Source organism: Staphylococcus sp. GDY8P126P, from assembly GCF_017891965.1.
GTDB classification, from domain to species: domain Bacteria; phylum Bacillota; class Bacilli; order Staphylococcales; family Staphylococcaceae; genus Staphylococcus; species Staphylococcus saprophyticus.
Genome location: NZ_JAESKG010000001.1, coordinates 283,883 through 306,802 on the forward strand (window position 1 = coordinate 283,883; position 22,920 = coordinate 306,802).

At 32.6% G+C, this 22,920-nt stretch carries 22 protein-coding genes, 3 pseudogenes and 1 other annotated feature; of the genes and pseudogenes, 4 read left to right on the forward strand and 21 right to left on the reverse strand.

Going from position 1 to position 22,920, the window contains the following annotated elements; all coding sequences use genetic code 11:
- Nucleotides 1-128 precede the first annotated feature (128 nt).
- Both KA893_RS01425 and KA893_RS01430 read right to left on the reverse strand, forming a co-directional pair.
- Nucleotides 129-287 (reverse strand): hypothetical protein, encoded by a 159-nt coding sequence (locus KA893_RS01425; protein WP_002483086.1) that lies wholly within the window; start codon nucleotides 285-287, stop codon nucleotides 129-131.
- A 70-nt stretch (nucleotides 288-357) separates the two neighbouring features.
- Nucleotides 358-816: a DUF4930 family protein gene (locus KA893_RS01430; protein WP_069837971.1), complete on the reverse strand. Its 459-nt coding sequence runs from the start codon at nucleotides 814-816 to the stop codon at nucleotides 358-360.
- A gap of 149 nt (nucleotides 817-965) precedes the next feature.
- On the opposite strand from KA893_RS01430, the gene KA893_RS01435 reads away from it, so the two are divergent.
- A complete protein-coding gene (locus tag KA893_RS01435; protein WP_011302940.1) occupies nucleotides 966-1,145 on the forward strand; it encodes a hypothetical protein in 180 nt (59 codons plus the stop codon).
- A gap of 356 nt (nucleotides 1,146-1,501) precedes the next feature.
- Here KA893_RS01435 and KA893_RS01440 read toward each other — a convergent pair whose 3' ends face one another.
- From KA893_RS01440 to KA893_RS01450, 3 genes and pseudogenes are all read right to left on the reverse strand, one after another.
- Nucleotides 1,502-1,783 carry a hypothetical protein gene (locus tag KA893_RS01440; protein WP_011302939.1) on the reverse strand — a complete coding sequence of 94 codons (282 nt, stop codon included), beginning with the start codon at nucleotides 1,781-1,783 and terminating at the stop codon, nucleotides 1,502-1,504.
- A 76-nt stretch (nucleotides 1,784-1,859) separates the two neighbouring features.
- Nucleotides 1,860-2,003 (reverse strand): annotated as a pseudogene (locus KA893_RS01445) (JAB domain-containing protein); the annotation flags it as partial.
- Between the two features lie 231 nt (nucleotides 2,004-2,234).
- Nucleotides 2,235-2,897, reverse strand: coding sequence for a class I SAM-dependent methyltransferase (locus tag KA893_RS01450; RefSeq protein ID WP_204195750.1), 663 nt, complete (start codon nucleotides 2,895-2,897; stop codon nucleotides 2,235-2,237).
- Between the two features lie 391 nt (nucleotides 2,898-3,288).
- On the opposite strand from KA893_RS01450, the gene KA893_RS14225 reads away from it, so the two are divergent.
- Entirely contained in the window at nucleotides 3,289-3,348 is a 60-nt protein-coding gene (locus KA893_RS14225; RefSeq protein ID WP_010959190.1) for an erythromycin resistance leader peptide, read from the forward strand.
- A gap of 57 nt (nucleotides 3,349-3,405) precedes the next feature.
- Nucleotides 3,406-4,137: a 23S rRNA (adenine(2058)-N(6))-methyltransferase Erm(A) gene (gene erm(A) / locus KA893_RS01460; RefSeq protein WP_204195749.1), complete on the forward strand. Its 732-nt coding sequence runs from the start codon at nucleotides 3,406-3,408 to the stop codon at nucleotides 4,135-4,137.
- Between the two features lie 125 nt (nucleotides 4,138-4,262).
- On the opposite strand, the gene KA893_RS01465 is transcribed toward erm(A), so the two are convergent.
- The 9 genes and pseudogenes from KA893_RS01465 to KA893_RS01505 form a co-directional block, all read right to left on the reverse strand.
- On the reverse strand, nucleotides 4,263-5,045 hold the full coding sequence (locus KA893_RS01465) for an aminoglycoside nucleotidyltransferase ANT(9)-Ia (protein ID WP_000067268.1): 783 nt from the start codon (nucleotides 5,043-5,045) through the stop codon (nucleotides 4,263-4,265).
- Nucleotides 5,046-5,198: 153 nt separating this feature from the next.
- Nucleotides 5,199-5,576, reverse strand: a complete 378-nt coding sequence (locus KA893_RS01470; RefSeq protein WP_000361060.1) for a DUF6262 family protein — start codon at nucleotides 5,574-5,576, stop codon at nucleotides 5,199-5,201.
- A gap of 6 nt (nucleotides 5,577-5,582) precedes the next feature.
- Nucleotides 5,583-7,475: a site-specific integrase gene (locus tag KA893_RS01475; protein ID WP_210123848.1), complete on the reverse strand. Its 1,893-nt coding sequence runs from the start codon at nucleotides 7,473-7,475 to the stop codon at nucleotides 5,583-5,585.
- Nucleotides 7,472-8,557, reverse strand: coding sequence for a tyrosine-type recombinase/integrase (locus KA893_RS01480; protein ID WP_204195746.1), 1,086 nt, complete (start codon nucleotides 8,555-8,557; stop codon nucleotides 7,472-7,474). The genes KA893_RS01475 and KA893_RS01480 overlap by 4 nt, the downstream gene beginning before the upstream one ends.
- 136 nt (nucleotides 8,558-8,693) lie before the next feature.
- Nucleotides 8,694-9,230: pseudogene (radC, locus tag KA893_RS01485) on the reverse strand (RadC family protein); the annotation flags it as partial.
- Entirely contained in the window at nucleotides 9,227-9,937 is a 711-nt protein-coding gene (locus tag KA893_RS01490; RefSeq protein ID WP_075339795.1) for a prepilin peptidase, read from the reverse strand. The gene KA893_RS01490 and the pseudogene radC, both read right to left, overlap by 4 nt.
- A gap of 232 nt (nucleotides 9,938-10,169) precedes the next feature.
- Complete coding sequence (locus KA893_RS01495; RefSeq protein WP_002483082.1) at nucleotides 10,170-10,988, reverse strand: squalene/phytoene synthase family protein; 819 nt, start codon at nucleotides 10,986-10,988, stop codon at nucleotides 10,170-10,172.
- 382 nt (nucleotides 10,989-11,370) lie between these two features.
- Nucleotides 11,371-12,645 (reverse strand): bifunctional folylpolyglutamate synthase/dihydrofolate synthase, encoded by a 1,275-nt coding sequence (locus KA893_RS01500; RefSeq protein WP_210125530.1) that lies wholly within the window; start codon nucleotides 12,643-12,645, stop codon nucleotides 11,371-11,373.
- A gap of 11 nt (nucleotides 12,646-12,656) precedes the next feature.
- On the reverse strand, nucleotides 12,657-15,287 hold the full coding sequence (locus KA893_RS01505; RefSeq protein WP_002483080.1) for a valine--tRNA ligase: 2,631 nt from the start codon (nucleotides 15,285-15,287) through the stop codon (nucleotides 12,657-12,659).
- Between the two features lie 42 nt (nucleotides 15,288-15,329).
- Nucleotides 15,330-15,572, reverse strand: a binding site (T-box leader).
- A gap of 58 nt (nucleotides 15,573-15,630) precedes the next feature.
- Here KA893_RS01505 and KA893_RS01510 point away from each other — a divergent pair.
- Nucleotides 15,631-16,197, forward strand: coding sequence for a DNA-3-methyladenine glycosylase I (locus tag KA893_RS01510; protein WP_002483079.1), 567 nt, complete (start codon nucleotides 15,631-15,633; stop codon nucleotides 16,195-16,197).
- A gap of 174 nt (nucleotides 16,198-16,371) precedes the next feature.
- On the opposite strand, the pseudogene KA893_RS01515 reads toward KA893_RS01510, so the two are convergent.
- The 7 genes and pseudogenes from KA893_RS01515 to ccsA form a co-directional block, all read right to left on the reverse strand.
- A pseudogene (locus KA893_RS01515) lies at nucleotides 16,372-16,805 on the reverse strand (MFS transporter); the annotation flags it as partial.
- A gap of 147 nt (nucleotides 16,806-16,952) precedes the next feature.
- Nucleotides 16,953-18,023, reverse strand: a complete 1,071-nt coding sequence (locus KA893_RS01520; RefSeq protein WP_037538355.1) for an AbrB family transcriptional regulator — start codon at nucleotides 18,021-18,023, stop codon at nucleotides 16,953-16,955.
- A 91-nt stretch (nucleotides 18,024-18,114) separates the two neighbouring features.
- Nucleotides 18,115-19,398 carry a glutamate-1-semialdehyde 2,1-aminomutase gene (hemL, locus tag KA893_RS01525; protein WP_115343815.1) on the reverse strand — a complete coding sequence of 428 codons (1,284 nt, stop codon included), beginning with the start codon at nucleotides 19,396-19,398 and terminating at the stop codon, nucleotides 18,115-18,117.
- 19 nt (nucleotides 19,399-19,417) lie between these two features.
- Nucleotides 19,418-20,395 carry a porphobilinogen synthase gene (gene hemB / locus KA893_RS01530; RefSeq protein WP_002483075.1) on the reverse strand — a complete coding sequence of 326 codons (978 nt, stop codon included), beginning with the start codon at nucleotides 20,393-20,395 and terminating at the stop codon, nucleotides 19,418-19,420.
- Complete coding sequence (locus KA893_RS01535; RefSeq protein WP_011302931.1) at nucleotides 20,385-21,071, reverse strand: uroporphyrinogen-III synthase; 687 nt, start codon at nucleotides 21,069-21,071, stop codon at nucleotides 20,385-20,387. Before KA893_RS01535 ends, hemB begins: the two co-directional genes overlap by 11 nt.
- 19 nt (nucleotides 21,072-21,090) lie before the next feature.
- Nucleotides 21,091-22,017: a hydroxymethylbilane synthase gene (hemC, locus tag KA893_RS01540; protein ID WP_002483073.1), complete on the reverse strand. Its 927-nt coding sequence runs from the start codon at nucleotides 22,015-22,017 to the stop codon at nucleotides 21,091-21,093.
- Between the two features lie 53 nt (nucleotides 22,018-22,070).
- On the reverse strand, nucleotides 22,071-22,907 hold the full coding sequence (ccsA, locus tag KA893_RS01545) for a cytochrome c biogenesis protein CcsA (protein WP_041079988.1): 837 nt from the start codon (nucleotides 22,905-22,907) through the stop codon (nucleotides 22,071-22,073).
- Between the last annotated feature and the right edge of the window lie 13 nt (nucleotides 22,908-22,920).

Below are 22,920 nucleotides of genomic sequence, written 5' to 3' on the forward strand. Positions count from 1 at the left end.
ACATAGTATAGTTACCCACTCATTGTTCAAATCTGAAACTACAATTCAAACAAATAAAAGTCGTTACATTATAATAAAATAAGCCTGAAACGTTTTGGTTTCAGACTTAATTACCTATGAACTAAATATTATGATTTATCTTCTTCTGAAGTTTCAGTGTTAGCGTTCTTTTCGGCTTCTTTTTCATCTTCTTTATATAATGTTTCTTCTTTTCTCCAACGTGCAAATAGATTTTGTGCTTTAGCTTGCTCATCTACTTTTTTATCATTAGATTTTTCTTCACTCATAATTAGACACCAACCTTTAACGTTTTTACTTATATAAGGCTAACGCATTTTAGCATAGAATTCAAACGCCTTACTCGTAGCTTGAAGGTGGTAATAGTTCTATATGTTCACCCAGTTGGTTTAAATCTTGCTCCATCTCTATTTCTGTTCTATATACTCTGATTGAATCTGAGCCAAATTTATAAATAATAAATTCATCTCCGCGCTGACCAGCTAAATAATCATCACTGTATCCCATCCTGTATATGCCAGATACAGACATGAATTCTTTTTTATCTATCCAATCAAAAACATTTTTAGTTTGGCTGAGTGGCACGTTATTCAATATATCATTATCTTTAACAGTATAACGTTGACCTCCAGCTAAATCTTTTTTCGTTTGCGTATGGTTTACAGATGATTCATCGTTACTAACTGGATTCCATTGTTGGTCTTTTAAAAAAGGTGCATATTTAAGCGCAAAGAATACAATAATAACGATTGCTATAATTGCTACAATATTTTTAATGATGCTAAATATAAAACGCATGAACCATCCTCCTATTAAGTCATGTTAAATTATAAAATTTTACCCATAAAAAATCATCAGTCTGAAGTAGTATTTAAAAAGTTCCCCATAGATTGATGAATAGTCATTCAATTCATAGTACAATTAAAAGCAAAGGGAGTGAACATAGAATGAATATTTTATCTATAATCCTGCTTGCCCTCTTGGTTATACTATTATTTAGAGTAGGTTTATCTTTATTAAGAGTTTTAATATATATTGGAATCATTGTATTATGTATCTACTTAGGATATCAAGGAATTCTTTGGATCATGGATCATTTTAACTACTATTTCAACTTTATAAATTAAATTAATATTTATGAAATTGGAAAACAGTGAATAGATTCATTTGAGTAAGATGCATGTGAATAATCTGAGCCTGAGGCATGAATAGATGCCTCAGGCTTTTTTAATGCATAGTGATAAACATCTCTACGTTATAAAACTGTTTTTAACTCAAAATTAGCGATGGTTTTGCATGCGCTTTAGTTTATAGATGAACCGTAACATTGTCATCCATTCTTGAATTGGAGCATGAAATGATTAATCGAAATTTTGATTTTAGCTTTCTACATCAAATTATTTTTATAATGCATTCATGGTTAAAATTTAATCATACTTAATTCAGTCGTACATCAACTATTACTATATTTAAAAGAAACAACTTATTTTTTTACATTATTAGAAAGTATTTGATAAACATAATAACACGCGCTTAATAATAATGCCCATACGATTGATACAATGATTGCACTGATAACAGTATGCCATATCTCAATTTTCGCATGATTAAAGACAATAAATAAAATGGTTACTATTAAAACACTAATGATCGAGATGACAATTGTATTTATTGTCCGTTTCAAATTAATAGCTACTTTCTTTTTTGTCAGTTGCATTAAATATACAACTGGAATTAATAGCCCAATTAAAAATAAAATCCCCAAACATTCTCCCTCCTTAGTTAACTATTTCATTATACCTCATCTATTTTATAACAAAAAATTGAAATTAGACATTCTATTATATGTCAAAGTAACCTTCTTCAACCATACTTAAATATGTATGATCACCAATAATGACATGATCTAATAATTGTATGCCTAATATATCTCCACATTCTCGTAATCTATCTGTAGTTTTAATATCCTCTAGTGATGGTGTTAAGCTTTATCAAGAGTAAATTACAAAAGAATCATTTAAATCAATACTTTCACTTTGAATACATGTATTTGAAGTGAAAGGTACTTATTTCAAAAATAGTAAAACCTGTATCTTAAATTACTTAATAGTAACATAAGATACAGGCTGATTTTTTATTCATTGTTATTTATACTAAAGCACCCGATAGCTCTGAAAACAATCACAAATTCAACTTTTCAAAGCCACATCTTTAAGTTATTTTGTCCAGACAAACCCCATTGCCCAACCCATTTTATGGAATTGGCATCCAGGCAACAACTTTCCATATAAATCGTAATAATTTTGTTCAGATAGGTACTTATCTGAAGCTAAATGCTCAAGCCATGATTTAGATGTGTTGTGATTATAAATTCTAATCGCATTTTTTATTCCAAATTTGAAACAATGCGGTAAAAACTCTTGGATTGCCCCTATTTTATAAACATAGGTAGGCGGTGTCTCGACTTCAGATACATTATCAAGAATAACTATTCTTCCTTCCTCATTCAACAGTTCCTTCATTTGCTGTATTACGCTGGCTATATCATCCAAATGATGAAAGGTTGTTCGGCTTACAATAAAATCAAACTTCTCATTAAAATTAAGTTGTTCTGCATTCATATTCAGATAGACCGTATTTGTTAGTTGACGTTTAGATTTGGCAAGATCGAGCATTTGATTAGAAATATCAATCCCTACCACTTCATCATAATAACTTGCTAATTTCTCCACTAACAAACCCGAGCCACATCCGATATCTAATGCTCTGCCTTTCTTTGGAGACATATTAGACACAAAGAATGAATAATCATTCAAAAGCTCATTCACGAAATCGTAATCTTCTGCAACCTTATCAAACTGTGATTCTATTGTATTCAAAAAGATCCCCCATTCCTACTTTATCGACATTCTTTCATTACTTACCACTTTAGATGTTTTTTCGTTGGGGATAAAACTTCCCTTTAGACAATTTTATCCAAAGACAATACAACAGTGCAACTTTATTAAAGTCACTGTCCTTTATCGCAGCCTTTACTTTTTAGTAAAGACAGTGGCTTCTCTTATCAAGTTTCAAAACATATTATTTTGAAGAAAACGTCCATCTGAAGTGTCAAGTGCAAAATTACATATAAAGGTTTATTCTAAAATGAAAAGATGATACAATCATATTCAGTTACATAAGGAGGTTTCAATTATGTGCACCAGTATCGCAGTAGTAGAAATTACTGTATCTCATTCATAATGAAAAAAATGGAAAGGAGATAAAAGTATGGGTACTTTTTCTATATTTGTTATTAATAAAGTTCGTTATCAACCAAATCAAAATTAATTGGTTATAATGAACGCTTAATGTCAGTTCATTATAACCAGTAAGGAGAAGGTTATAATGAACCAGAAAAACCCTAAAGACACGCAAAATTTTATTACTTCTAAAAAGCATGTAAAAGAAATATTGAATCACACGAATATCAGTAAACAAGACAACGTAATAGAAATCGGATCAGGAAAAGGACATTTTACCAAAGAGCTAGTCAAAATGAGTCGATCAGTTACTGCTATAGAAATTGATGAAGGCTTATGTCAAGTGACTAAAGAAGCGGTAAACCCCTCTGAGAATATAAAAGTGATTCAAACGGATATTCTAAAATTTTCCTTCCCAAAACATATAAACTATAAGATATATGGTAATATTCCTTATAACATCAGTACGGATATTGTCAAAAGAATTACCTTTGAAAGTCAGGCTAAATATAGCTATCTTATCGTTGAGAAGGGATTTGCGAAAAGATTGCAAAATCTGCAACGAGCTTTGGGTTTACTATTAATGGTGGAGATGGATATAAAAATGCTCAAAAAAGTACCACCACTATATTTTCATCCTAAGCCAAGTGTAGACTCTGTATTGATTGTTCTTGAACGACATCAACCATTGATTTCAAAGAAGGACTACAAAAAGTATCGATCTTTTGTTTATAAATGGGTAAACCGTGAATATCGTGTTCTTTTCACTAAAAACCAATTCCGACAGGCTTTGAAGCATGCAAATGTCACTAATATTAATAAACTATCGAAGGAACAATTTCTTTCTATTTTCAATAGTTACAAATTGTTTCACTAAATTAAAGTAATAAAGCGTTCTCTAATTTCACAAGAGGACGCTTTATTCTTCCCAAAAATTGTTCAATATTTATCAATAAATCAGTTGTTTTAAAAGTAAGCACCTGTTATTGCAATAAAATTAGCCTAATTGAGAGAAGTTTCTATAGAATTTTTCATATACTTAACGAGTGCTTTCACCTTTGAATATAGTCCTTCCCACTTATCATCACACTCTCCCCGATAGCCTTTTCTAGCTATATCCAGTAAAGTTACATGCTCTTTAGGTAAAAGAGGTATAGCCCATTCTGCAGCGACATCTTTCGAGGTAATTTCACCAGTAGTCACTGTTTGCCACATTCGAGCTAGGGTTAAAATTACATTACGCTCATCACCTTTTATCCCCTCAATTAGTTCTGGCAAAGAATCCTTAATTGCTCTTCGAATATCTGTCAAAGGTACGGAGACAAGTATACTTGAAGAATCAGGACCAAATAGAGAAATACTATTCTTTCTTGCTTGTGCTAAAACAATAGCCAAATCAGGATCATAGCTTGGTTCCTGAATTTGTCCATTCTCAAATTCACCCCTGAGCCACTCACCGTATATAAATTCTCTTTTTGGAGGATATTGCCAAGGGACAACTTCACTCCTATTTATAACCGTAACTTCAAGTGGTCTAACAGAATCCGTATTTCCAATCTTTCCTGATATAGTCATTAGTCTTTCTGTTAGTTTTTTTCGAGTTAATTGAGGTAAACTATGATTCACGACGACTAGAACATCTACATCGCTGTTAATGCGTAAACCACCATTTACTGCTGAACCAAATAGATATACTCCAACTATTGAACTTCCAAATAAATCTTTTACGATTTTTAATGTTTGAATCGCTTGATTTGGTATTTTTCCGTTAATCAAATTGCTCATGATTTCACCTCGTAACTGATTATGTTCATATAAAGTTTATATTGATACTCAATTTACTTACCCTAGATTGGACATATACCTAAATGACTGTTCAATAAAGCTGAACATTAGCGTTTAAGTACATCCTTTCACAATTTGTCTACAGATTAATAATTATTCTTTATTATACAGATCTCCATATAATTTTTGAATTTGGTTCTGTAATTTTTTATTTTCTTTTTCTAATTCCATTACTCTTCTTTTTAAGGTTTTAATAAGGATTTCCTCCGAACGAGAACTTTTCTTGGGTTTTGAGACTACATTTGATGTTATTTGACGCTCACGAAGGGATTCGATTCTTTGCCTAATATCGTGTTCCTTATAAAGCCATGATTTAGAAACATTAGCTTCCTTTGCTATTGAATTAAAATTAATAACTTTACCTTCAATCGAAAATTTAGAAATCGCTTTGTCTACTTTTTCCCTTGTCTTTTTTGATTTCTGCTTCGCCAAACGTACAATTTCTGTTGTATTTCTAACTTGTTTATCCATTGATAATTACCCCGTCAAACTTCCAATGATTTGTTCTAAACGCTCTTTAACACGGCTGTTAGTCTCTACTTGTCTTTGCCATTGTTTATCCTTAGCTATGGCTAATAACTCTTTTGTACGCTCTAACTGTTCTTCGTGCTGTGGTAAGAATTGCTTACTGGTACAGAAGTGGGTACAATCTAAGCATGCATTCGCATGTGGACAACCTCCTGCTACTACTGGCAATCTACAATAACCATTTGGAAGCACTTGTGCATTTATATTTTTCTTGAACCATTGAAGCTCTACATCATCGACTTCATTATCTTCATGTAGATCAAGCACATCTCCATTATTGGTAACCAGTTTTTCCTGAAATTTAGTAAATTCATTTTTTAGAGTTTCATCAAAGATATGAGCGTATCTGCTTGTCATTTCTGGGCTTTCATGCCCCAAAAATTTCTGCACAATATGCTGGGGCATCCCGTTGTTAATCATTCTTGTTCCTACTGTATGGCGAAAGGCATGGGCATGGAATCTATAAATCTCACCTGATTTATCCACTATATTTTGCTCATAAGCTAATTTATTTAACTCACCTCTAAATGTTTCTTGTTTTAATGGCGATCCATCTTTTCTTGGAAAGAGGTATTCACTATCTGGAAATTCCTCTGAAACTTTATCTTCCCGAACTTTAATAAGTAAAGCTACCTCTTTAGATATTGGAACTATATGCTCCTTTTTCATTTTCCATTGATAATACTTTAAAAAGAAATCTCCATCTTTGTCCTCTAATAGACAGCCTTTTTTCAAGGTGCACAATTCACTTATCCTCATTCCACATTCTTGAACAATCATAGTCATCGTAGCTATATATTCGGGTAATTTATCAAGATGACTGTTCAATTGCTCTAGGACGAATTCATCTATAAAGCGTGGTTTTGCTCTTGGTATTTTCGGATAGTCCTCAGAATAAATTAATATTTTGGAAGGAACATCATCCCATTCTAGCCTAAGAAGGGTACTAAATAGTCCTTCCAATATAGAGATCCTCCCAGTTATTGTACTAGGTTTTATTCCCATCATGTTTAGTTCACTTAAATATGCTTCAATTTCCACTCTCGTTAATTGGTGTACTCTCTGAACTTGTTTAAATTTCATGTCCAGAAAATTAAAGAACTCTTTAAGTCTTTGGGCAATATCACTTACATAGGAAAAGCTATCCATGTTCAATCTCAACTTACAATATCTTTTTACAAGTTGTTTAAAATATGTATTCCGAAACCCTTTAAAGTTAATTGTATATTCATATTGTGTTGGGTTAACCTTATCATCTGGCAAAGGTAAGTTACGTCTATCCCAAACGTCTTTATCCCACTCCTCTCCATCAAAATAAAAGTTCTCATAAAACTCCATAAATTGTTTTAGATTAGTAACATAGTAGGAATTAGCTTTTACAGGTGTTTTTTCTTGATTAGCAGTAATCTTATAATTAGTAGTGGTAATTCTAACACCCCGTTTTGTCAAATATGTTCTATACTCCGTCATTGCTTTTTCAATAGGAACTTCAGTAATTGAAGTAATGCTAGGATACTTTAAATCTAAGAAATCTAACATTTTATTAATTACTGTTCCTTTTCTAATCCAGACAGTTTTTGCATTCCATATTCCATTGTTTAAATTGTAAAAATAAAAATATTTCAATTCTGTTCTTAACCACAGATTTTTAACACGTTCAAAACGAACCCAACGATTCCTTAAAGCAGGATTCTTACTTAATTCTATGGCAGAAGGATGTGGACATTTTCTTATATCCCAACTATTATTAGCCCAAAACCCCTGCATTTCTTCATTCATTACAGCTATTTTTTTGCTAATCTCACTCTGACTAATAATTTTCCTTTTACTAGAAGCATTCATTTCTTATGCTCCTTTCTCTCGAGGTATTTATTAAACTCATTTTTCATATCCTGATCTGAAAGATGAACATAGGTATTTAACGTTGTCTGAACATGTGCGTGACCTAATCTCTTTTGAACGAACGCAACATCCCATCCTTCCCTAATTAGCTGCGTTGCGTGAGTGTGGCGAAGCATATGCGATGTAAATTCTATTCCAGTCCTTTTAACTATTCTTCTAACTAGATCAAGAACACTTTGGTACTTTAGTGGTTTCCCAAAATAGCCTTCTTTTAAGGAAATAAAAACATAATCATGCTCCAATTCCTCACTATACTCATATACCAAGTAATCTGTATAAAGTGACATAAGTTCTTTACTCACATGTATTGTTCTTTCCTTCCTTAATTTAATATAAGCTTCATTAACATTAACATCTCTAGGTGTTAAATGGATTTGATTGTCCCAAGTGGCAATATCTTCAAGCCTAAGCGATAACACTTCACCGATTCTTAAACCCCCCTCATACATAAGCATTAAAATTAATTTATCTCTTTTCGTATGACAAGCATCAATAATTTGCTTAACTTCCTCTGATCTCAATGTTCTTATCTGTTTCTTTTTAACCCTTAACTTTAAGACATTCTTTTGGTATCTACCCTTATTAACATGATGTAAAAATCCTTTGAAATTTCCTCCCTTTGCTTGTTTAAATACATCAATTGATTTAAATTCTCCTAATCTACTTAAATAATCAAGAAAACTCATAACTGCATTTAAAATTGTATTCACTGTCGTTTCTTCTCTTATGGATTTTTTTGACTGAAGATCAATTACATTTGATGCTGAAGGATATCTCAACCAACCTACGAAGTCTGCTAACAACTCAAAGTTAATATCATTAAGAATAACACCTCTCTGTTCCATGAACTCGTACAGCAACTTTAAATGATAACAGTATGCTTTAATGGTATTAGGAGACTTACCAGTATTATCTAAGTATTTAATAAATTTCATTACTGGTTCTATTAGCTGGTATTCTTTATCTAGTAATAAATACAATGGATACGGCTTATTCTCCACTTCTATCCTTTGAACCTTCACATGTTCCCACCTCTTTAAATACTTTAACTACTACAAATTATAAACCTTGTTAATTTTTATTTAAAGTAAAATATCTCTTTAATATCTCCTCTTAAACTACTTTAACTACTATTATTTATTATACTATGGTTAAAGTATCGCCTGAAGGATGGTTATGGAGGACAATAATTGCATTACTTGCACATTTAACTGCTTCACTGTAGATTTCTCGAGGATGCACAATAGCACTATTCAATGTCCCCATAAAAATTGTTTTTTGCTTGATAATGATATTCTTAGAATTTAAAAATAACGCTATAAATTTTTCTTGAGTTAAATGTTCCATTTTCCCCATCATAAAGTCTGCTACATCTTTAGGGCTATTGATTTGAATTTTATCATCAACACTTCCAGAATGCATTCGTTCACCTAATTCAAAAGCAGCTTTTAAAGTGAGTGCTTTGTATAGTCCAACGCCTTTGATTTTATTTAAATCATTAATTGATAGATGCTTTAATTCTTTTAAATTCACAATAGATTTAAGTAATTCATTCGCAATATCTAAACTAGAATATCCTTTTCTACCAGTATTAATTAAAATTGCTAGTAATTCAGCATGTGATAGATGAGAGGCACCATAATTTAACATACGCTCCCTGGGTTTTTGATGATTTGCAAGATCATTTATTTTCATAAGAACTTCACTCCGTAGCTTATACTTTGTTGGAATATGATTGTGAGATTAAATGCAAGAAAGATAAAAGGAATCAGTGGTACACACTGTTTGGTATTTCTAAAAAATATGAAATGAAATAACGCAAATACGCCACCGATAATAAAAGTAAATAAAAAAAGGTATCTAAATAAAGAAAACGGCAGTGCTAATGCTAATACAGAGAAGACAAGAATGTCTCCGTATCCAATTGATTTATTACAAAAGAAATATATTAAATGAAGTAAACTACTTACGAGTAAAAAAGAAATGAAATGTATCGGTACTATAACACAAATACAAAATGTAAAAATAAACAGCATATGTAAGGGGATTGAAAAGGTAGCAATATCATAAAGTGCAAGCACAAGTAAGAATAAATAAATGAGTAAAAAAGTGGAATAATCTATGTTTAATAAAGTGTTATATTGTAGTACAAAAAATACTGGTAATAAAGCAAGACTTTCACCAACGAAATAACAACGATTGAGTTGTTTATTACAACATGTCGTTTTACCTCTTTGAAATAAAAAGCTAAATATCGGGATCATTTCATAAATTCGAAGTTGTCGATAACAATAATCGCAATGCGAACGTAATTTAAAGTAAGTCAAATCAAGCTTCTCTACAAAACTTAACTGATATAAATAACTAAATAAAATAGGGCAAATTAAAAACAATAGAAACACTTAAGCACCTCCTATCACCCATTATAACATGAATTATTTATTAAATAACAAAATTAACAAAAAACAGATAATATTAATATAATCTTAAATTTAAATTTATTTTTTGTTCTAAAATGAAAGTTATAATTAGCAATAGTTTGTATATATACACTAAAATAAAGAAACAGCAATCAAATATAAATTTGATTGCTGTTTCTTTATTAATTCTAACTGAGACATTTTTAATGCATCATTAATCTTTTTGTATTTCTTCAACTGTTTCTTCTACTTCAGAACGTGATATTTTTTCACGTCCATTTTTCATCGCTTTAAGCGATTTATGTGCAAGTGCCAATGGTAAGCGACAAAATAATAATATTGTCTTTTTATTAATGTCTTTCATATAAGCATCAGCTTTAGCTAAATTATCTTGAGCATATTCGAACAAGTCATCTCTGTCCCAATCATCTGGAACAAAACTTACGCCTCGTTCTTCATAATCTTCATGTTGATTTCTCAGAATATTTACAGCTTGTAAACCTCGACCATATCCTATAGCTAAATCTCGGTCTGTTTTAACGCCAGCGCAAAGATCCCAAAGTTGTGAAAGCATCACACCAACAAGTCCTGCAACATAATATGTATAGTCATCTAAATCCGCTTTAGTATGGATATCCCAATTGGCTTTCGCCCATTTTGCCATACCATACGCCATCTCACTTGAAGCCTCTAATACAACAGCTCTCGTATGTTCTGGACAAGCATCTATCCATTCGCCTAATCGTATTGTAACTTCAGGCATGTCATTTTTAACAGGCGCTAAAATTTGTAAATATTTATCCTCGTCGAATGTTTCCTTAAATAATTCACTTATTTGCATGAGCATATTGTATTTCATATCGTTACTTAATGCTTCATGGTCTTCAATTTCATCTATTGCTCGTAATACGAGATACGCAGAAGCTACCGTATGCTTTAATTCTTTTTCTAAAAAAGTAATCGGTATATAAAAAGTTCGGCTTGTCTCTTTTAAAACTCGCATTGCATCTTTTGGGAATTTCTTGTCTGCCATTTTATTCTCATACCTCCCCTTTGTAAATACTATCATATAACACCAAATTTAAATAGGAAATATATGTTTCATTTTTAGACGAAATTCAATACGCTTAGCGCCCGTTTACTACGTTGAATTTCTATCACAAATACATATTTTCTTCATAATAATATATTACCTCACACGTATATCATTGAAACTAAAACAACAACAGGCTGAAACATCAATGATGTCTCAGCCTGTTAATCTTAAAGTTACGCTTCACTAAAGAACTTTAACATTAGTAAACCATATAGAATTTTAGTAGCACTTACGAATAAGTTTCAGTTTAGGTAGTATTAAACTCAAGCTCATATAACTAGACATATTGCTATACTTTAATATATGCATCATTTATGTCCTAATTGCTCTCATTAAAATTCACTTTAGATTTTACTTCGCTAATAAAGTATAAACTGCCAGTAATGATTAAACCTTCACCCTCATAAGTTTCTATAAACTTAACATAATCATCAACAAGTGCTTTTTGATCGTATCTGACGTCTTCAAAAATCTCTTCTTTTGTTAAGGCTTTCGGGAAATCAAAATCAGTAATATAGAGTGTCGATGCAATCGTTTTAAGTTGATCTACCATGGCATTGATGGGCTTTCCTTTAATTGCTGAAAACAAGATATCTATATTTTCTATGTTGTAATATTGCTTAATTGTGCTAATTAACGCTTCTACGCTTTCTACATTATGCGCTCCATCCATAATCATTAAAGGCTGATCTTTTACTTGTTCAATTCTACCAGTCCAACTTACGGATTCTATACCATCTATCATTTTATTGAAATCTAAATCAACGATACCATCTTCATTTAATTCAATTAATGCCGTAATCGCTAGAGCTGCATTTTCTTTTTGATGTTCACCGACCATATTCAGAAGTAGTGTTTCTAATTCATAATCTTTATAGCGATAAGTAAATTCTTCATCTTCTGAAATAATACTAATATCGCGATCTAATTCGATGCCTTCAGCCTCTTGTTGCTCAACATAATCTCTAATCACTTTAAGTGCTTCATCGTTTTTCACGGCATAAATAACAGGTGTATTAGGTTTAACGATAGCGCCTTTGTCTTTCGCGATATCTACATAAGTATCACCTAAAAGGTCTGTATGATCTAACCCAATACTTGTAAGGATTGATAATATTGGTTTAAATATATTAGTCGAATCATTTTTAATACCTAATCCTGCTTCGACTATAACAAAATCTACTGGATGAATTTCTCCAAAATATAAAAACATCATTGTTGTTATAATTTCAAATTCGGTAGCAGTGCCAAGTTCTGTTTCTATTTCTAATGCTTCACTGACGGGTTTGACGTGTTGAACGAGTGCAACAATCTCATCATCACTTATTGGATTCCCATTTAAACTAATGCGTTCATTGAAGGTCTCGATAAATGGTGAAGTGAATGTGCCCACTTCATATCCGTTATCAACAAGTGCTGATCTCAAATATGAAACGGTCGATCCTTTACCATTTGTACCACCTACATGAATACCATTTATATTAAATTGTGGATTATTCAAGCGCTCTAGCATCCATTCCATGCGTTTGACGCCTGGCTTTATACCAAACTTAGTTCGCTCGTGTATCCAATATAAGCTATCTAGGTAATTCATCTTAAGGACTCCTATGCTTTTAATTGATTAATTCGTAATTTAACACCATCATATTTCTCTTGATAGGTTTGCTTTTTCTCACGTTCTTCATTAATCACTTTTTCAGGTGCTTTATTGACGAAGTTTTCATTTGCTAATTTTTTATTTACTCGATCTAGCTCTTTTTCCCATTTTAAAAGTTCATTTTCTAAACGTGCAATCTCTTTATCCATATCAATCAAACCTTCTAATGGAAGTACAACTTCACCGGCTGTCGTTACAGATGTCATTGCTTTTTCAGGAATTTCAATTGTTGTATCAATCGTTAATTCACTTGGATGACAAAATCTATCTATATAATTTGAATTATTCAACAATGTTTCTTTAATATTTTCATCTTTTGCTTTAATGAAAATTGGAATCGCCTTAGATAAAGGTGTATCCACTTCTAAGCGTGACTGTCTCACAGATTTTATAATTTCAACGAGTTGCTGCATTGTTTCTTTACTGTCATCAAAAACAAGCGCTTCGTTTACTTTTGGCCAAGCAGCTTTAACAATTGTTTCACCTTCGTGAGGTAAATTTTGCCAAATTTGTTCAGTCACAAATGGCATGAATGGGTGTAGCATTCTCATCGTATTATCTAGTACATAAGTAAGTACAGAGCGCGTGATTTGTTTCTGTGCTTCGTCTTCACCATTCATTGGTATCTTACTCATTTCAATATACCAATCACAGAATTCATCCCATATGAAATTATATAACGTTCTGCCTACTTCACCAAACTCATATTTATCACTTAATTCCGTTACATTCTCAATTGTTTCGTTTAAGCGAGTTAAAATCCACTTGTCAGCAAGTGATAAATCACCTGATAAGTCAACTTGTTCTACCGTAAAGTCTTCACCAATATTCATAATACTGAATCTCGCAGCATTCCAAATTTTGTTAATAAAATTCCATATAGACTCCACTTTTTCAGTAGAATAACGTAAATCATGACCTGGTGACGATCCTGTGGCTAAGAAATAGCGTAAACTATCAGCGCCATATTCATCAATAACATCCATTGGGTCAACACCATTACCGAGCGATTTACTCATCTTACGGCCATCTTCCGCACGAACCAATCCATGTAATAATACATCATTGAACGGACGTTTTCCAGTAAATTCTAATCCTTGGAAAATCATTCTAGCTACCCAGAAAAAGATAATATCATAACCAGTCACTAAAGCATTTGTTGGGAAATAACGTTGGAAGTCATCTGCTTCGACATCAGGCCAGCCTAGTGTAGAAAACGGCCATAAAGCACTGGAGAACCAAGTATCCAAGACATCTTCATCTTGTACCCAGTTTTCAATATCTTCTGGTTCATGCTCACCTACAAATATTTCACCAGTTTCCTTATGGTACCATGCTGGAATTTGATGCCCCCACCAAAGTTGTCTAGATATTGTCCAATCTCGAATTTCTTCCATCCATCGATTAAATGTTTTTTCAAAGCGGGCTGGAACAAAATCGATTCTGTCGTCTGTTTTTTGGTTATTTAATGCTTGTTCAGCAAGTGGTTTCATCTTAACGAACCATTGCGTAGATAAATAAGGTTCTACGACTGCACCAGAACGCTCAGAATGACCAACTGAATGTTCATGCTCTTCAATTTTAATGACTAGGTTTTCCGCTTCTAAATCTTTTACTAATTGTTCACGACAATCAAAACGATCCATGCCTTGGTATTTATCAGCTTTGTCATTCATCTTACCTGATTCATCCATGACAATAATACGCTCTAAATCATGTCGATTACCTATTTCAAAATCATTTGGGTCATGCGCAGGTGTAACTTTCATCGCACCACTACCAAATTCAATATCTACATATTCATCAGCCAATATTGGTAATTCTCTACCTACAATAGGTAAAATAACTGTTTTACCTATTACGTCTTTATAACGTTCATCATTCGGGTTAACCACAATTGCAGTGTCACCTAACATCGTTTCTGGACGTGTCGTTGCAATTTCAATATAACCATTACCATCTGCATAAGGATATTTAAAATGGTAAAATTTGCCTTGCACATCTTCATGTATAACTTCAATATCAGATAAAGCCGTGCGCGCAATAGGATCCCAATTAATAATATATTCGCCACGATAAATCAAGCCTTTATTGTACATATCAACGAATACTTTTTTAACTGCTTTACTTAAACCTTCATCCAATGTGAATCTTTCTCTACTATAATCTAGACCAAGACCAAGTTTAGCCCATTGTTGTCTGATAAAGTTTGCATATTCCTCTTTCCAGTCCCATGCTTGCTCCAAGAATTTTTCTCTTCCTAAATCATGTCGAGATAAACCTTGTTCATTTAATTTTGCTTCTACTTTAGCTTGTGTCGCAATGCCTGCATGATCCATGCCTGGCAGATATAAGGTATCGTAACCCTGCATGCGTTTCATACGTGTCAATATATCTTGTAATGTTGTATCCCAAGCATGACCAAGATGTAATTTACCAGTTACATTTGGAGGCGGAATAACGATTGTATATGTTTCTTTAGATTGATCATCTTTTGCTTTAAAATATCCACTGTTTACCCATTGGTCATAACGTCCAGACTCAACTTCCCTTGGATTATATTTTGGTTTCATTTCCATGTGTTAAAATCCTCCTTAAAAATAAAAATATCCGCCCTATCTAAATAGGACGGATATTCCGTGGTACCACCTAAATTCAAGAAATTACAAACTAATTTCAAGCACTTAATTACATGATTAACGCTCAAGCACGCTTTAACCTATTAAACAGATATCTTCATATGATTAGTGTTCAGTTAAAGTTCAATGTGGGCTACCTTCAATAAGTTAAATTGTACATTTTCAGCATTCTTGTACTCTCTGTTAAATTCAAGCCTATTTACTCTTCCCAGTAGACAATATTTATTTACTTAATTATAGTATAATGGATGTTAAAATAAGTCAATAAAATGGAGTGAAATTTATGAACGACTGTGCATTTGGTACCAAAGATCCAATCTATTTAAAATATCATGACGAAGTATGGGGGCAACCACTATATGATAGTCTCAAATTGTTTAAACTCTTAGCACTAGAATCTCAACATGCTGGTCTTTCATGGTTAACAATATTAAAGAAAAAAGAATCCTATGAACAAGCATTTTATGATTTCGATCCTCATCAAATTGTAAAAATGACAGATAAGGATATTGATCAATTAATGACTTTCCCTAATATCGTACATAACAGAAAAAAATTAGAAGCAATTGTAAGTCAAGCAAAAGGTTACTTTGAAATTGAAAAAGACTACGGTAGTTTCAGTGATTATTTATGGTCAACTGTTGATTATGAACCCATTAATTGTGGTTACAAACAACCTAGTGACCGAATTACTGTAGATGAACGTGCAACAAAACTTTCAAAATCTTTAAAAAGTTATGGGTTCAAATTTTTAGGTCCAGTAACAGTTTTTTCATTTTTAGAGGCTGCTGGATTGTATAATGCGCATTTGCAGTCTTGTCCAAACAATCCGATTTATAACCATAACTAAATAATTAGATGATTAAAATTTGTTAAACTAAATTACTTGTAAAAGTGACTCGTATATATTCATAACCTATATGCTTATTTTTAAATAAAAAAATACTTTTCAATGATTTCATTTGTTATAAGTAAAATGAAATCATTAAAAAGTACATCGCTGTTTCATAATGTAATTAATAGATTATTTATTTTGTTGGCTTTCTGAATGCCACCATAATGAATCTTTAGGGTTTTCAACAGCTATTTTAAATTCTTTTTCATTAGAAACAGTTGGATAAGAGCCTTTTAAAGACTGTTTGAAGTGTCTTTAAATAAAAACACGACAACTATAAGGCCAATAATACTCACTATTAACCAATAAAAGCCTGGGGCAATGTTGTTTCCAGTTTCATGTACCAACCATGTCGCTACTAAAGGTGTCGTACCACCAAACACAGACACTGAAATGTTAAATGTCCAAGACAGTGTTCTATAACGAACATTTGAAAAGAATAGTGTCGGTAGTGTGCCTGGCATTGTGCCTTCGTAGACTGATAATACGATACCGATCATTAGTAGACCTATAAATAAGAATATTAAGTTACCCATATTTAAAAATTGGAATGAAATTAATGATAATCCCCTTAAAATGTCTGATTATTATTTTATGCATTTTGTTTTCATTAAAAAATAACCTTCTATGAATAGAAGGTTATTTGTGAACATATTTCATTTTAAAATACCTAATCAAACTCAATAGTAAATCAATAAATTCTAATAGCTCTAAGAATGTGATCTATCTATATATTTGAGTAAATGACCTAATAAAGGTGCAATTAAGAATAAAATAAAGAATATCCTAAAAATATGATAACTCGATATCAGCGCCACATCGGCACCTGTTTCAATTGCTACTAATACGATTTGGCTCATGCCACCAGGTGCAGCACCAAGGAACAATTCATTTACAGAATGATTAGACACCATCGAAATTAGCAACACCATGATAAAGGCAAGTAATATCAAAAGTACATTTTGAAATGCAATCGCAACTGCAATTCTCCCTTTCATTTGATCTAGCAACTTAGCTATTTGTAGACCAATGCGAATCATATAGATCACCTGGGCCGACGCAATAATATAATTATCTAGAGTAAATGTTACACCTGTAATTAAATTCCAACTAATAAGTACTATAATCGGTGCTAGTAACTGTTTCGTTGGAAAATTAATCTTACTCATTATGATATAAACAATAAAAACTGCTAATGCTAAAAGTAATATTTGGGGAATTGATACTGCATCTGTCAGTACCTTCGTTGTCGCCTTTTCAGGGCTACCATTACTACCATTATCTCTGAAAAAGTAAGAAATAAATGGTACTAGAATAACTACAAAAATAATCCTTGAAGTTTGTGTCAAACTGACTACCATAATATTTGCTCTTTTATTTTCTTCCGCCATGATTAACATTTGACTTAAAGCCCCTGGAATCACACTAAGAATAGCAGTTTCCGTATTAACTTTGGCAATTTTTTTGAAAAAGAATGCTATCACTAATGCTAGGGCTAACAACATGACAGTAATCAAAATAATCGTTAACCAATCATCTTTAATATCTAATATTACATTTTTAGTGAAAGTTGAACCAATTTGAACACCTAGCAAAACCAAACCTATCTGACTAAGCCAAAATGGCCATTCAATCTCTAGACGAAAGACCCTCACACAAATCACACTTGCAATAATAGGACCAAACATGAATGGCAACAATATATGCGCTGCGTTTAATATCAAACTTAATATCACGGCGAACAGTAATACGATCATATTATTTCTTAATTGCTTATTCATGTTCTCACAACTTTCATCATTATCGTCAATCACAGTCAATCCAAATAAAATGCCCGCTCAACACATTGGTTGCTCGGGCATCATTTAAACTTTATACAATTCGACTTAATGCTGTATCAAATGCTTGTATGGTTTTGTTAATATCTTCTTCAGTATGTGAAGTAGAAAGGAACGTTCCTTCAAATTGTGAAGGTGGTAAAAATACGCCCTCTTTTGCCATTTCTCTATACATTTGGCTAAACATTTCTAAATCGCTATTGTTAGCTTGTTCAAAATTCGTTACTGGCCCTGCATTTAAGAAATATCCTATCATAGAACCAGCACGATTTACAGTGATTGGCACATTATGTTTGGCAAAAACATCTTTTAAGCCTTGCTCTAGTAAATCACCTAATTTATTGAAATAGTCATACGTTTCAGGTGTTAATTGACTTAATGTTTCGTAGCCGCTCGTCATGGCTAATGGATTACCGGATAATGTACCAGCTTGATAAATATCACCTGTTGGGGCAATTTGATCCATAATTTCTTTTTTACCTCCGAATGCACCTACTGGCAATCCACCACCGATTACTTTACCTAAGCAAGTTAAATCAGGAGTGATATCGAAGTATCCTTGTGCACAGTTATATCCTACACGGAATCCAGTCATTACCTCATCGAAAATCAATAACGAACCATACGCTGTTGTGATATCTCTTAAGCCTTGTAAAAAACCTTCAACTGGAGGTACCACACCCATGTTACCAGCTACAGGCTCAACAATTACGCCTGCGATATCGTCACCGAATTCTTCAAACGCAAGTTTGATTGCATCTAAATCATTATAAGGTACTGTAATTGTGTTTTTTGCAATACCTTCTGGCACACCCGGTGAATCAGGTAATCCAAGTGTTGCTACACCAGAACCAGCTTTTATTAACAGTGAGTCACTATGACCATGGTAACAACCTACAAATTTCACAATTTTATTTCTACCTGTATAACCACGAGCCAAGCGTAATGTATCTAACGTCGCCTCAGTACCTGAAGATACCATACGCACTTTTTCTATAGATGGTACACGTTCGATAACAAGTTCAGCTAATTTATTCTCCTGTAATGTTGAAGCACCAAAACTTGTTCCTTTGTCCACCGCTTCATGTATCTTTTCAATGACTTGTTTATTTTTGTGTCCTAAAATTAAAGGACCCCAACTTAATACATAATCGATGTATTCATTACCATCAATATCATAAATTCTTGAACCTTCACCATGATCCATAAATATGGCTGGTGTATCAACAGATTTAAATGCTCTTACTGGACTGTTTACACCACCAGGCATTAATTCTTCGGCTTTAGCCATTGCTTTTTCTGAGTTACTGTAACGCATTCACATAACCTCCTAATCACTATTGTTCGTCTAAATAACGACAAATATCTTTTGAAAAATACGTAATAATCATATCCGCACCAGCACGTTTCATGGAAGTCATTTGTTCCATAACAACTGCTTTTTCGTCTATCCAACCATTCAATGATGCGGCTTTAGTCATACTGTACTCACCACTTACATTATATGCAACAACTGGAACGTTCGTAGTATTTCTAACATCTCTAATAATATCTAAGAAGCTAAGGGCTGGCTTAACAATCATCATATCTGCGCCCTCACGTAAATCACTATCTAGTTCTCTCAATGCTTCTCTACGATTAGCTGGATCCATTTGATAAGTCTTACGATCTCCAAACTGTGGTGTTGATTCTGCAGCATCACGGAAGGGACCAAAAAAACTTGATGCATATTTAATTCCGTAACTCATAATTGGGACATTATAATATCCAGCGTCATCTAGACCTGCTCTGATTTCAGCAACAAAGCCGTCCATCATATTACTAGGTGCAATGATATCCGCACCAGCTTCAACTTGTGATATAGCTGTTTTCACTAATAATGGTAGTGATTTATCGTTATCTACATCTTTCGTTTGTTCATTAATGACACCACAATGACCGTGGTCTGTATATTCACATAAGCATGTATCTGCAACAACTAATAAGTCATCATACATAGCCTTTGCTTTTCTTGTAGCTTCTTGAACAATCCCATTATGATCATATGCACCTGTTCCTATAGCATCTTTTTCATTTGGAACGCCGAAAAACATAACACCTCTAATGCCTAAATCATATGCTTCTTTAATTTCTTCGTCTAATACATTTAAGCTTAATTGGTAAACGCCAGGCAATGATTTAATTTCTTCTTTAACATTATCACGTTCTACTACAAAGATTGGATAAATTAAATCTTCTTTGTTCACATGTGTTTCTCTAACTAAATTTCTCATTGATTTACTACTACGTAAACGTCTATGTCTATCAAATTGCATTTTCTTCCCAACTTTCTAAAATTTTATTAACTAAAGCATCTAATGTCTGTATATCAGCAACGATACCTTGTTTTTGATAATGATTCAATGTATCTAGCGTTTGTTGCCCTATCACAAAATAATTATTAAATGATACGTTTTGATTATCTTCAAAAAAATAACGCACTGCGGATGAACTTGCGAATGTAATTGCATCCACTTTGCCTTGCTCAATCAACATTTTAACATGCTTAATATGCTTTGTATGTGGCACAGGCTCATATAAATCAATCTTTTGAACATTATAATTTTGTTGTTTCAATCCTTCTTCAAGCGTGGACCTAGCAGCTGCGCTAGAAGGTAATAAAATATTGCTTTGTTCATGTGTTTTAAATGCTTTCAGAAATCCTTCTTGCGAATAGTCTTTAGGACAAAATGATACTTTCAATCCAATTGAAGTACAATAATCTGCAGTTTTTTCACCAATCACAGCAATTTTTTTGTAATTCAGTTTAGATAAGTAGGGTTTGAAGTATTCCACAGCTTTTTTGGACGAAAAAATAAGCCAGTCATAATTAACATCGAGTAAATTCAGATTAAATGATAACGGTTCTACATTTATGAAAGGTTTATGTAGTATACATACATCTGATTTATAAAATTCACTCGTTTGAGTCATTACTATAACTGGTCTCATTTATTTTCACCTCGAAGTATTATTGTTCTTCGTTTAGTGCTTTAATTATTTCATACGCGCCTTGTTCATTTAATACTTTAGTCACTTCTTCACCTAATGCAACGGGATCTATGCCACGTACAGTGTGCTGATATCGTTCTTTACCATCTGGAGACATGATTAACCCTGTAAATTCGATTGTGCCATCAGCTTCTTTTGTTGCATAGCCACCGATTGGCACCTGACAACTACCATTCATTCGAGTTAAGAACGTACGTTCAGCAGTGACACAATCAGCAACATCTTGATTATGAACTTTGCTCAATAGTGATAAAAGGGTCTCATCATCTGAACGACATTCAATGCCTAATGCACCTTGACCTATTGCTGGAATTAATGTTTCTTTGTCTAAATAGCTCGTGACGATATCATCAGACCAACCCATACGTTTTAATCCGGCAGCAGCTAGAATGATTGCATCATAATCTTCTGTTTCAAGTTTATTTAAACGAGTATCAATATTTCCTCGTATCCATTTAATTTGTAACTTAGGATATTTTGCAAGAATTTGTGCACCTCTGCGTAACGAACTTGTTCCCACAATGCTATTATCAGGAAGTTCATTTAAAGGAACATGATTTTTTGCAATATATGCATCGTATGGATTTTCACGGTCAGGGATACACCCTAAAGTTAACCCATCAGGAATGACGCTAGGTACATCTTTCAAAGAATGTATCGCCATATCGATGCCATGATTAAATAATTCATTTTGAATTTCTTTCACAAAAAGGCCTTTTCCGCCTACTTTCGATAATTGTTTATCTACGATGAGGTCACCCTTTGTCACTATTTCTTTAATTTCTATTTCTAAACTTGGGTCAATAGCTTTTAATTTATCTATAAATTGTCGACTTTGTGTTAAAGCCAATTTACTTCTTCTTGAACCAACGACTAACTTACGCATTTTGCGTAACCTCCTAGCAATTTATCGTTTCATCATTTATATTTAGTATCTCTTTAAATCCCAGTCCATTGATGAAAATCAGAGACATGGGAAGTGAATAATAAATTAATCATGTTTAAACAAAATAGAATGATATTAATATAAATCAACTTATGTTTTGATATCGACTGCCTTACTCTTAATAATAAGTATAAACCATACAATATCGTAATAATTACAGACATAATTACTTTCGGATCTACAAAAATATCCATCCCAATCGTATTGATGCCCCATTGAGCACCTAAAATAATGCTTAATATGATAAATAAAAAACCCACTAAACTATTATAAAATACAACTTTTTCAAGTGTAGCTACACTACTAATTCTAAAGTATTTTTGAGTAAATCGCTTTTGTTTCAAATTTTTAAATTGAATTAAGTATAAAATGCTATTCACAAATGCAAAGGCAAAAACAGCATAACTTATTATCGCAAACGTTACGTGTACAATAAGTAATTCATTGATTACATTCAATTTTTCACCAGCACCTTGATAGTGCATAGGTTGAAATGTACTAATTGCGATAAAAACGAAGCCAATTATATTAAATAAGAAAATGGATATATTGACTTGTTTAATCACACTAATCACGATTGATATCGAAATAATCAACCACGCAAGTGCAAATAATACATCAAAAACATTGCCCAATGGCACTTGATTTGTTGCGGTTACGTAAAAAGATAAGGAGATTGTTTGTAACACCCAAACAATCCCCAATGTAACAAATCCAATGTTTCTAATCTTATAAAACCTTTTAATAAAATCAAAAAAATAACAAGCAATACTAAATAGATAAATTAATAATATTAGTTCATTTAACCTTATGAATAATAGTTCTTGCATATTATCACCATTT